The organism is Nocardioides massiliensis, assembly GCF_030811215.1.
GTDB lineage: Bacteria > Actinomycetota > Actinomycetes > Propionibacteriales > Nocardioidaceae > Nocardioides_A > Nocardioides_A massiliensis.
In genome coordinates, this window is sequence record NZ_JAUSQM010000001.1 from 3,727,509 (window position 1) to 3,738,101 (window position 10,593).

General features: G+C 72.4%; 15 protein-coding genes. 7 read left to right on the forward strand and 8 right to left on the reverse strand.

Annotation, left to right across the window (positions count from 1 at the left end; genetic code table 11):
* The first annotated feature begins 56 nt into the window (after positions 1–56).
* From sodN to J2S59_RS18370, 3 genes are read left to right on the forward strand one after another with little or no spacing between them, the layout of a single operon-like run.
* On the forward strand, positions 57–458 hold the full coding sequence (gene sodN / locus J2S59_RS18360; protein WP_068124242.1) for a superoxide dismutase, Ni: 402 nt from the start codon (positions 57–59) through the stop codon (positions 456–458).
* A 25-nt stretch (positions 459–483) separates the two neighbouring features.
* Positions 484–945, forward strand: a complete 462-nt coding sequence (locus J2S59_RS18365) for an ATP-binding protein (protein WP_220138591.1) — start codon at positions 484–486, stop codon at positions 943–945.
* A gap of 5 nt (positions 946–950) precedes the next feature.
* Positions 951–1,778 (forward strand): RNA polymerase sigma factor SigF, encoded by an 828-nt coding sequence (locus J2S59_RS18370; RefSeq protein WP_246360582.1) that lies wholly within the window; start codon positions 951–953, stop codon positions 1,776–1,778.
* A gap of 10 nt (positions 1,779–1,788) precedes the next feature.
* On the opposite strand, the gene J2S59_RS18375 is transcribed toward J2S59_RS18370, so the two are convergent.
* Positions 1,789–2,175 carry a hypothetical protein gene (locus tag J2S59_RS18375; protein WP_068124237.1) on the reverse strand — a complete coding sequence of 129 codons (387 nt, stop codon included), beginning with the start codon at positions 2,173–2,175 and terminating at the stop codon, positions 1,789–1,791.
* 218 nt (positions 2,176–2,393) lie between these two features.
* Between J2S59_RS18375 and J2S59_RS18380 the strand changes: the two genes are divergently transcribed.
* Positions 2,394–2,645: a WhiB family transcriptional regulator gene (locus tag J2S59_RS18380; RefSeq protein ID WP_068124235.1), complete on the forward strand. Its 252-nt coding sequence runs from the start codon at positions 2,394–2,396 to the stop codon at positions 2,643–2,645.
* Between the two features lie 30 nt (positions 2,646–2,675).
* Here the strand turns inward: J2S59_RS18380 and J2S59_RS18385 are convergent, their stop codons facing one another.
* Positions 2,676–4,178, reverse strand: a complete 1,503-nt coding sequence (locus J2S59_RS18385; RefSeq protein WP_068124233.1) for a sensor histidine kinase — start codon at positions 4,176–4,178, stop codon at positions 2,676–2,678.
* A gap of 41 nt (positions 4,179–4,219) precedes the next feature.
* Here J2S59_RS18385 and J2S59_RS18390 point away from each other — a divergent pair, with 41 nt between their 5' ends.
* A complete protein-coding gene (locus tag J2S59_RS18390; RefSeq protein WP_068124231.1) occupies positions 4,220–5,116 on the forward strand; it encodes a DUF2785 domain-containing protein in 897 nt (298 codons plus the stop codon).
* 21 nt (positions 5,117–5,137) lie between these two features.
* Complete coding sequence (locus tag J2S59_RS18395) at positions 5,138–6,829, forward strand: acetolactate synthase (RefSeq protein ID WP_306825372.1); 1,692 nt, start codon at positions 5,138–5,140, stop codon at positions 6,827–6,829.
* Positions 6,830–6,846: 17 nt separating this feature from the next.
* On the opposite strand, the gene J2S59_RS18400 is transcribed toward J2S59_RS18395, so the two are convergent.
* The 6 genes from J2S59_RS18400 to J2S59_RS18420 all read right to left on the reverse strand — a co-directional run bounded on the left by J2S59_RS18400 (position 6,847) and on the right by J2S59_RS18420 (position 9,953).
* Positions 6,847–7,248, reverse strand: a complete 402-nt coding sequence (locus J2S59_RS18400; RefSeq protein ID WP_068123248.1) for a thioesterase family protein — start codon at positions 7,246–7,248, stop codon at positions 6,847–6,849.
* Positions 7,249–7,322: 74 nt separating this feature from the next.
* Positions 7,323–7,397, reverse strand: coding sequence for a 50S ribosomal protein bL37 (locus J2S59_RS20395; protein WP_369797015.1), 75 nt, complete (start codon positions 7,395–7,397; stop codon positions 7,323–7,325).
* Positions 7,398–7,490: 93 nt separating this feature from the next.
* On the reverse strand, positions 7,491–7,766 hold the full coding sequence (rsrA, locus tag J2S59_RS18405; RefSeq protein WP_068123245.1) for a mycothiol system anti-sigma-R factor: 276 nt from the start codon (positions 7,764–7,766) through the stop codon (positions 7,491–7,493).
* The gene (locus J2S59_RS18410) at positions 7,763–8,416 is read right to left on the reverse strand and encodes a sigma-70 family RNA polymerase sigma factor (RefSeq protein ID WP_068123251.1); all 654 of its coding nucleotides are present in this window, start codon (positions 8,414–8,416) and stop codon (positions 7,763–7,765) included. Before J2S59_RS18410 ends, rsrA begins: the two co-directional genes overlap by 4 nt.
* Before the next feature lie 116 nt (positions 8,417–8,532).
* Entirely contained in the window at positions 8,533–9,192 is a 660-nt protein-coding gene (locus J2S59_RS18415) for an alpha/beta hydrolase family protein (protein WP_068123241.1), read from the reverse strand.
* On the reverse strand, positions 9,192–9,953 hold the full coding sequence (locus J2S59_RS18420) for an SOS response-associated peptidase (RefSeq protein WP_068123237.1): 762 nt from the start codon (positions 9,951–9,953) through the stop codon (positions 9,192–9,194). Before J2S59_RS18420 ends, J2S59_RS18415 begins: the two co-directional genes overlap by 1 nt.
* Before the next feature lie 72 nt (positions 9,954–10,025).
* Between J2S59_RS18420 and J2S59_RS18425 the strand changes: the two genes are divergently transcribed.
* Entirely contained in the window at positions 10,026–10,550 is a 525-nt protein-coding gene (locus tag J2S59_RS18425) for a DoxX family protein (protein WP_068123234.1), read from the forward strand.
* Positions 10,551–10,593: the final 43 nt, after the last annotated feature.

The following is a 10,593-nucleotide window of genomic DNA, read 5'->3' on the forward strand; positions in this document are numbered from 1 at the left end:
CGCGCGGGAGTAGTGTCCCAACCACAGCCGATCTATTGACGAGAGAGGTACTCCGTATGCTCGCGCGACTCTTCGCCCCCACCCTCGAGGCCCAGGCCCACTGCGACCTGCCCTGCGGCGTCTACGACCCGGCCCAGGCGCGCATCGAGGCGGAGTCCATCAAGGCCATCATCGCCAAGGTCGCCGACAGTGACGACCCGGACTTCCGCACGCGCGCCGTGCTCATCAAGGAGCAGCGCGCCGAGCTGGTCAAGCACCACCTCTGGGTGCTCTGGACCGACTACTTCAAGCCGCCGCACTTCGAGAAGTACCCGCACCTGCACACCCTCGTGAACGAGGCCACCAAGCTCGCCGGTGCCGGTGGCGCGAAGGGCACCCTCGACGCCGACGTGGCCGACCAGCTCCTCGCGAAGATCGACGAGATCGCGGAGATCTTCTGGGAGACCAAGAAGGCCTGAGCGCGGACACCGGACGGAGGATCACATGAACGCACACGCAGGAACCCAGCAGAGCACGGGCGCGCTCGGTGGACGCACGACCGCCGAGGTGTCGCTGCGCCTTCCCGCGGACGGGGCGTTCGTGCTGATCCTCCGTACCGCCGCGGCGGGGCTCGCGGCCCGTCTCGACTTCCCGCTCGACGACATTGAGGACATCCGCACGGCCGTCGACGAGGCCAGCTCCATGCTGTTGCCCCAGGCCGTGCCGGGCTCGCAGCTCGCCTGCGACTTCCGCCTCGAGGCCGACGCGCTGACCGTGACGCTCCAGGCACAGAGCGCCGACCCCCACGAGCCCGACCGTGACAGCTTCTCCTGGCAGGTGCTGTCGGCCCTCACCGCCGAGGTCACCGCCTCGACCGACGCGGACTGCGTGCGACTGGTGCTGACCGCCCGCTCGTCCACCAGCGGTGGCGCCACCGGACCGGTCGGCCTGGTGACGGAGTCCTGAGCGCCGTGGACACGACGGCCGACCCCTCCGCGACGCCGGAGGTGCCCGACGCACGCGCGACGGCGCGCAGCGCGACGCGAGCGGCCACGCAGGCACTCTTCGAGCGGCTGCTGGCCGCCGAGGAGGGCAGCGCCGAGCGCTCGGACGCCCGCGACCAGCTCATCGAGCTGCACCTGCCGCTGGTGCACCACTGCGCGCGCCGCTTCCGCAACCGCGGCGAGCCGCTCGAGGACCTCGTGCAGGTCGGCACCATCGGGCTGCTGAAGGCGGTCGACCGGTTCGACCTCGAGCGCGGCGTGGAGTTCTCCACCTACGCCACCCCGACCATCGTCGGGGAGATCAAGCGGCACTTCCGCGACAAGGGCTGGGCGATCCGGGTGCCGCGGCGCCTGCAGGAGCTGCGCCAGCAGATCAGTGCCGTCACCTCGGAGATGTCGCAGGAGCTGGGGCGCTCCCCCACGCCCACCGAGCTCGCGCAACGTCTGGACTGCACGGTCGACGAGGTCATCGAGGGCATCGAGTCCGGCAACGCCTACCAGACCCTCTCGCTCGACCGGCCGGACGCGCCGGGCGACGAGGGCACGCTCACCCTCGCCGACTCCCTGGGAGCCGAGGACGATGCGCTGGCCAACGTCGAGATCCGGGCCTCGCTCGAGCCGCTGCTCGACCGGCTGGAGCCGCGTGAGCGCAGGATCGTGCTGCTGCGGTTCTTCGGCGGCATGACGCAGAGCCAGATCGCCAACGACGTCGGCGTCTCGCAGATGCACGTCTCGCGCCTGCTGAGCCGCTCGCTGGCGCAGATGCGCGAGGTCATGGAGGAGTCGACCGTCTAGGACGGCCTTGCTACTGCTCGTCCTCGGGGACGAGGTACGCCGTCGACGACGGCAGCAGCACCAGCACGAGGACCGCGACCGCGGTGACGGCGAGCACAGCAGCGACGGCCCCGGTGTCCCCTCCGCGGAAGCTCCAGGCCACCCCGAGCTGGATGAGCTGGGCGAGCACCACCGGGCTGCGGACGAGGTCCCAGGGTCGCAGCAGGCCCCAGGCGCCGACGAGGAGCGCCGCGCCGTACCCGAGGAAGAACACGGTGGTGGTCAGCCCCATGACCAGTCGCTCCCCCGAGACCGTGAGCGCCTCGAGCACGGCGAGCACGATCAGCGCGGCTCCCTCGAGGGCGACCAGGACGGCGGCGACGCGCAGGAAGGGCGTGGCGCGGGGGGTGGGAGTCACGGCGAGGGAGCCTACTCGCGTGACTGCTGTGACCAACGTGACCCCGCTGAGAGGGTTGTGCGCGACCGGTTCTCTTGCGATGCTCAAGGAGTCCGCGGATCGCCGGGTACCCCCGATTTGACCGCGGACAGTGTCGTGTCCGGCCTCGGGTCGGGCTGAGCACCCCGCGCGGCCTACCGGTCAGGCGGGAAGCAACCCGAGTAGAGGAGTCCCCCGCCATGGATTGGCGCCACCGCTCTGCATGCCTCGACGAGGACCCAGAGCTGTTCTTCCCGATCGGCAACACCGGTCCCGCCATCCTCCAGATCGAGGAGGCGAAGAAGGTGTGCCGACGCTGCGACGTCCGCGAGCAGTGTCTCGCGTGGGCGTTGGAGGCCGGGCAGGACCACGGTGTCTGGGGCGGGATGAGCGAGGACGAGCGCCGCGCGCTGAAGCGCCGCAACGCTCGCGCCCGCGTACGCACCGCCTGACGCTCCCGAGGAGCACGACGAGCCGGACCGTCAGCCGCGGGTGGGTACGTCGGCGAGCCGGATCACCCCGGCCACCTCGGTGCCGTGCGGCTCTGCCCGGCCGAACTCCAGCTCCCCTCCGAGCTCCGAGGACACCAGGGTCCGCACGATCGACAACCCCAGGCCCGCCGCGGCCCCCGGGTCGAAGTCCGGCGGAAGTCCGCGCCCGTCGTCGGTGACCCAGAAGCGCAGCACGTCGTCCTCGGACCCCTCCGGCGCCCGCTCGCGCGCGATGCGCAGGACGACGGTGCCGGTGCCGGTCTCGCCGTACCCGTGCTCGACGGCGTTCTGCAGGATCTCGGTCAGCACCATCGCCAGCGGCGTCGCGACCTCGGCGGGCAGCATCCCGAAGGAGCCCTCCCGCCGCGTGTGGACGACCGCCCCGCGGGTGCCGATGTCAGCCACCATCCGCCGGATCCGGTCCGCGACGTCGTCGAAGTCGACGCTCTCGTCGAAGGCCTGGCTGAGCGTCTCGTGCACGATCGCGATCGACCCCACGCGGCGCACAGCCTCCTCCAGAGCCTGGCGTCCCTCCGGGAACGGGATGCGCCGCGCCTGGAGCCGCAGCAGTGCGGCGACGGTCTGCAGGTTGTTCTTCACCCGGTGGTGGATCTCGCGGATCGTCGCGTCCTTGGTGAGCAGCTCGCGGTCACGGCGACGCAGGTCGCTGACGTCGCGCAGCAGGACGAGCGCCCCGCTGTGGGTGCCGGTCGGTGCCAGCGGGATGGACCTGGCGATGACCACCACCTCGCCGTTGCCGAGCTCGGTCTCGCGCGCCAGGCGTCCGCCCAGGACTGCCGAGACCGTCTCCTCGTCGACCCGGTAACGCACCGGGACCAGGGCCCGGGTCACCTCGGCGAGCGTCTGTCCCGTCAGGTCACCGGTCAGCCCGAGGCGCCGGTAGACCGACTGGGCGTTGGGGCTGGCGTAGCCGACGCGCCCCTCGGCGTCGATGCGCAGGAACCCGTCGCCCACCCGCGGCGAGTCGGCATGGTCGGAGCGCTGGCCGGGCAGCGGGAAGCGCCCGGCGCTGATCATCTGGGTGAGCTCGGTCGCCGTCTGCAGGTAGGACAGCTCCAGCCGGCTGGGGGTGCGGACCCCGAGCAGGTTCGTGTTGCGCCCGATCACCGCCAGCACGCGCCTGCCGCGGCGCACGGGGATCGCCTCCACCCGCACCGGCACGTCGTCGCGCCACTCCGGGTCGCCCTCGCGTGCGATCCGGGCGTGGTCGTAGGCGGTGTCCAGCAGTGGCCGTGTGCCGCGTGCGAGGTAGCCGCCGACCAGGTCGTCGACGTACGCCGTCGGGCCCGTCGTGGGCCGGATCTGCGCGCCTGCCCAGAAGCCGGCGCCGTCGCGGTCGGGCAGCCAGAGGACCAGGTCGGCGAAGGAGAGGTCGGCGATGATCTGCCAGTCGGCGAGCAGCTGGTGCAGCCACGCGACGTCCTCGGCATCGAGATCGGTGTGCGCGCGGACGAGCTCGGACAGGGACGACACGGGATGCAGCCTAGGCCGCGAACCGTGTCAGGATGTTGTCCATGGTCTCGGGATTCTGGGCAGAGGTGGTCGCGAGGGACTTCGCGGTCCCGACGGACCGTCCCCTGACCGACCTCACGGCGGAGCTCACCCGGCTGCTCGGGGCCCCCGACCCCCGCGAGCGGCACGAGGTCGCCCTCGCCGTGCTGCTGACCTGGATCGACCGCGGGGTGTACGACGACCTGCTGCCGGGGCTGGGTGACGGGATCGCGCGCGGCCTGGACGTGGGGCTCGGTGAGCAGGACACCGCGTCGGTGTTCCGCCGGTCCCTGTGCGCGGTCGTCCTGGCTGCCTGCATCGACCGCGACAGCGAGCGCCCGGGCGGGCGCGACCTGCTCACCGCCGACCAGGTGCTCAGCTGGGGTGACCGGGTGATGACCTGGCTGCTGCGCGAGCGCGACCTGCGTGCCTTCGTGCCGGGCCAGGGGCTCGCCCACGCTGTCGCGCACGGCGCCGACGCCCTCGCGGCGTTGGCGCGCTCGCCGCGGTGCGGTGAGCTGGAGCTCACCGTGGTGCTCGACGTGGTCGCCGACCGGGTGCTGACCGAGGCGCCGCAGAGGTTCCTGGGCGGTGAGGTCGACCGGTTGGCCGAGGCGGTGCTGCACGTCCTGCGCCGCGACCTGCTCGGCCTCGACGTCCTGGAGCCGTGGGTCAACCGGATCGCTGCGGAGGCGGTGCCGGTGCAGCGCTCCCTCGACGAGGATCCCTACCTCCGACCAGCGGACGCGCAGGCGTTTTTGCGCGCGCTGCACCTGCAACTGGCGCTGGCGCCGCAACCGCCGGCGGTGCGCAGCGACCTGCTGCTCGTGCTGATCGACGCTCTGCGCCGCACCAACGGCGCGGTCCTCGTCGACCCGGGTCCGGAGGGAGCCGCTGCGTCCTCCGGACGCCACACGTGACGCGCCGGTAACCTCCGTCACATGACGGAGCCGACCCACCAGCAGACCACCGAGAAGATCGACGGCAAGATCGATGGCCACGGGGGCGACCACGCCCTGGCCGTCGCCGCGGCCCACGGTGTCGACGTGATGTACACCCTCTCGGGCGCGCACGTCTTCCCGATGTACGACGCCGCCGTGCGCGCCGACCCGCCGGTGCGGCTCCTCGACGTCCGGCACGAGCAGACCGCTGCGTTCGCCGCCGAGGCGACCGGCAAGCTGACCCGGCGCCCCGGCCTCGCCGTGCTCACCGCGGGACCCGGGGTCACCAACGGCGTCAGCGCCGTCGCCCAGGCGCAGTTCGCCGGCTCCCCCATGGTCGTCGTCGGGGGCCGCGCACCCGCTGCGCGGTGGGGCACGGGCAGCCTCCAGGAGCTCGACCAGCCGCCGATCCTCGCGCCGGTCTCCAAGCTCGCGCGGACGATCCCGACGGCCCCCGAGATCGCCGCCGGCATGCAGGAGGCGTTCGTTGCGGCCGGGAGCTCCCACCGCGGGCCCGTCTTCGTCGACGTCCCCATGGACGAGCTGTTCAACACCGCCGTCGTGGACACCCCCGACCTGTCGATGCCGGCCCGCCTGCAGCCCGACACCGACGCGCTGGAGCGGATCGCCGCGCTCCTCGCCGGGGCAGAGCGTCCGGTGCTGGTCCTCGGCACCGACGTCTGGGCAGACGGCGCCGAGGAGGCCGCGCTGCGGCTGGTGGAGGAGCTCCAGCTCCCGGCCATCACCAACGGCATGGGACGCGGCGTCGTCCCCGGCGGCCACCGGCTGCTGATGACGAAGGCCCGCAGCGTCGCGCTCGGCACCAGCGACCTGGTGATCGTCGTCGGCACCCCGCTCGACTTCCGGCTCAGCTATGGCGTGTTCGGCGGCAAGGAGGGCGCGCCGGTCGCGAAGACCGTGCACCTCGCCGACTCCCCCGGCCAGGTCTCGCGGCACGCCGAGCTCGCCGGCTCGGCCAGCGGTGACCTCACGCTCGTCCTCGACGGGCTGCTCACCGCGGTGCAGGGCCAGAGCCGGCGTACGGACTGGAGCGGGTGGGTGGGCACGCTGCAGGAGACGGTCGCGGCCGCCACGGCGCGCGATGACGAGCTGCTGCGGGCCGAGGCCGACCCCATCCACCCGGCGCGCATCTACGGCGAGCTGGTCCCCCGGCTCGCCGAGGACGCCGTCGTCGTCGGTGATGGTGGTGACTTCGTGTCCTTCGCCGGCAAGTACGTCGAGCCCAAGCGCCCCGGCGGCTGGCTCGACCCGGGGCCGTACGGCTGCCTCGGTGCGGGCCTGGGTGGCGCGATCGCCGCGCGCCTGGCGCGCCCGTCGTCGCAGGTGGTCCTGCTCTACGGCGACGGTGCTGCCGGGATGTCGCTGATGGACGTCGACACGCTGGTGCGCCACGACCTGCCGGTCGTCATGGTCGTGGGCAACAACGGCGCCTGGGGGCTGGAGAAGGGCCCGATGCAGATGCTCTACGGCTACGACGTCGCCGCCGACCTCACGCCGCGCACGGGCTACCACGAGGTCGTCAAGGCACTCGGCGGAGCGGGCGAGGAGGTCACCGACCCGCGCGAGATCGGACCTACCCTCGACCGGGCGTTCGCCTCCGGCGTGCCCTACCTGGTCAACGTCATCACCGACGTCGAGGCCGCCTACCCGCGCAACACGTTCGGGATCTGAGCGGCGCCTCGCGCGACTCAGCCGAGTCGCGCGAGGAACCGCTCGGCGTCGACGACCACCCGGGTGACCTCGCCGGTCCCGACCAGGACCGGTGGGCCGTCCCCGACCCGGTGCTCGGCGGCGACCGAGAAGCGCGCCAGGCGTCCGTCGACGTGGACCAGCGTGGCGTGCACGTCGACGACCGCACCGACGGGGCTGGCCGCGCGGTGCTCGAGCGCGACCCGGGTGCCGACCGACGTGCTCGCAGCGTCCAGGTGGTCGGCGATCGCGGCGCAGGTGGCTGCCTCGCACCACGCCAGTAGCCGTGGGGTGCCGAGCACGGCCAGGTCGCCGGAGCCCACGGCGGCGGCGGTGTCGTCGTCGGAGACGGTGAAGGTGAGCCGGGCCTCGGCACCGGCGGGCAGCTGCGGCGTACTCATGAGAGTCATCCAAGCAGCAACGAACCCCCGGGCCGGCGCGGCGCGGGGGTTCGGATGCTCAGGTCAGCGCAGGTTCACGCGTTGGGGCGCTTGCCGTGGTTCGCGCCCTTCTTGCGACGCGCACGACGCTTGCGGCCGGTCTTGCCCATGGTTCCTCCTCGGCTCTTCGAGGGCCCGGGGGCACCGAGCCGTCGGCCATCATCCCAGGTCGGGCAGCACTGCGCCAAACCGGGACGCGATGCTCAGTCCTGGAGCTCGATGCGCACCTGCACCTGGCGGATGCTCATCAAGACCCGCTCGCGCAACGGCTCGGGTGCGCGCTCGGAGCACGAGCGCGAGACCAACGCCTTGACGAGGCGCTCGAGGTCGTAGGCGCTCAGGCAGGCCGAGCACGAGTCGACGTGGGCCTGGATCTCCTCGCAGGTGGCGTTGTCGATCTCGGAGTCGAGGAAGAGATAGAGCTGCTCGAGTGCCTGCGTGCAGTCGCACCCGCACTCCTCGCCCAGTGGTCCACTCATGACCGACCTCCCGTCCCGGCGTCGTGGGGAACCTTCATGCCGCGCTCGCGCGCGTAGTCGGCGAGCATGTCGCGCAGCTGTCGCCGACCCCGGTGCAACCGGGACATGACCGTCCCGATCGGGGTCTCCATGATCTCGGCGATCTCCTTGTAGGGGAATCCCTCGACATCGGCGAGATAGACCGCGAGGCGGAAATCCTCGGGCAGCCGCTGCAGCGCGTCCTTGACGTCGGAGTCGGGCAGGCGCTCGAGCGCCTCGACCTCCGCCGACTTCAGGCCGGTGGAGGTGTGGGACTCCGCGCGGGCCAGCTGCCAGTCCTCGACGTCCTCGGTCATCGACTGCTGCGGCTGACGCTGCTTCTTGCGGTAGTTGTTGATGAAGGTGTTGGTCAGGATGCGGTAGAGCCAGGCTTTGAGGTTGGTGCCGGGCTTGAACTGGTGGAACGACGCGTAGGCCTTCGCGAACGCCTCCTGCACCAGATCCTCGGCGTCGGCGGGGTTGCGCGTCATCCGCATCGCCGCGCCGTACAGCTGGTCCAGGAACGGCAGGGCGTCGCGCTCGAACCGCGCCGCGCGCGCCTCGGCGGACTCGCTCGCCAGGTCGACGACCTCCTCCTCGGGGGTGGGGTCGTCGCTCGTCTCGTCGCTCATCGCCGACCAGCCTATGCGGTCGGCCTCCAGGGTGGTCACCACCGTCAGCACGCGTCCTTCCCTCGTCGGGCGCTACATCGGCACAACGACACCGAGCCGATGGGTATTCCGACGCGTCAGCCGGTCCCGACGACCTCGCGCTCGAGCCACTCCTCCGTCGCCTCGACGATCAGCGCGGCGACCTCCTCGGGCGTCAGCGCCGCCCGCGCCCTCACTGTCAGCTCGTGACCGGCCTCCGGCACGACGACCAGCCGGCGGCGCGCGGAGTCGGCCGGGAACTCCTCAGGGCGGCCGAACGGGTCCCGCTCCCCCTGGACCACGAGCGTGGGTACGCCGGCGCCGAGCAGCTCCTCGAGGCGGGACCGCTCGGGCTTGCCGGGCGGGTGCAGCGGGAAGGCCAGCGCCAGGACGCCCGAGGCTCCCAGTGTCCGGGCGCACCGTGCCGCGCTGCGGGCGCCGGCGCTCCGACCGCCCAGCACCAGCGGCGTTCGGGTGCGCAGCTGGGAGGCGACCGCGACCAACGCAGCGTCCAGCGACGCCGGAGGGCCGGCGATCTTGCGACCGGCGACGCGCCACGGCTGCTCGAGGCGGATGACCGTGACGTCGAGACGCGGCAGTCCGGCGTCCAGCGCCACGAGGTCGGGCGCGTCGACCCCGCCGCCCGCGCCGTGCGAGAGCAACACCGTGGCCCGGGGTCGGCGTGCGCGGGAGATGTGCAGGCGAGCCGTCCCCTGAGGGGTCTCGAGCTCGCGCACCTGGCGTCCGGCGAGTGCCATCAGGCCTCCACCAACGCCTCGCTGATCGGGATGGGCGCGGTGAGCTCGGGCCCGTTGTTGGCGACGTTGCCGACCGCCGGGGACACCGGGTGCGCGACCAGCCGACCGGGAGCGGCCGGCACGAGCAGGCCGAGCAGGTCGTTGCCGCTGACCCGGGGGTCGAGCCACTGGTCGCGGTGCTCGCGCTCGACCAGCATCGGCATCCGGTCGTGGATCCGCCCCAGCGAGTCCTCGGCCTCGGTCGTGATGACCGTGCACGTCCAGCGGAAGCGGTCCTCGGCGTCGTCGGGCTTGGTCGGGTCGCGCCAGATCTCGTAGAGCCCCGCCATGCCCAGCACCTCTGAGTCGTCGGCGGGGTGGATGAAGAACGGCTGCTTGCGCGGCTTCCCGCGCTCGTCGGGCTGCCCGGCGTACCACTCGTAGTAGCCGTCGGCGGGGAGCACGCAGCGCCGGGCCGCGAACGCCTTGCGGAAGGACGGCTTCTCGGCGACGGTCTCGGCGCGGGCGTTGATCATCCGGTTCCCGATCTTCGGGTCCTTGGCCCACGAGGGCACGAGGCCCCAGGTGAGCACGCGCAGCTGGCGCTCGGGCGCCGGGCGACCGCGGTCCGGAGCCGGTGGACGCTCCAGGACGGCGTAGACCTCCTTGGTCGGCGCGACGTTGTAGTCGGCGGGGATCCCGGCACCCACCATGCTCACGGCGACGTCGAACTCGTCGACGAGGTCGTCCGGCTCCCGGCTCGACGCGTAGCGACCGCACATGCCCTCACCGTAGCGCCCGCGCGGCGCCGGCCCCCGGGCGTAAACAGGTCCGCATGGGGTAGGAAGGGGCCCATGACTGTCACCCGGTTGGTCGCTCGTCCGCTGCTTGCCTCGATGTTCGTCGTCGGGGGCATCAACTCGCTGCGCAACGCCTCCGCGATGGCCCCGCAGGTCCAGCCGGTCGCCGACAAGCTGGCGTCCGGCGCGCAGAAGGCCCAGGTGCCGCTGCCGAAGGACGCGCAGACGCAGGTGAAGATCAACGGAGCGATCCACGTCGTCGCCGGGCTCGCGCTGGCCACCGGCCGCGCTCCGCGACTCTCGAGTGCCGTGCTGGCCGCGACGCTGGTGCCCACTACGGCCGCCGGTCACCGCTTCTGGGAGGAGACCGACCCGGGCGCGAAGGCCAACCAGCAGGTGCACTTCTTCAAGAACCTGTCCATGCTCGGCGGGCTGCTCCTCGGCGCCGTCGACACCGACGGCAAGCCGGGCGTCGCCTGGCGGGCCAAGCGCGCTGCCGGCGACGTACGCCGCGAGACCACGCGCGCTGCGAAGTCGGCACGTCGCGAGGCCAAGCTGGCCCGCGCCCAGGTCGGCTGACCCCTGGGCGCTCACCACAGCCACCGGCGGGGGTCCGAGGATC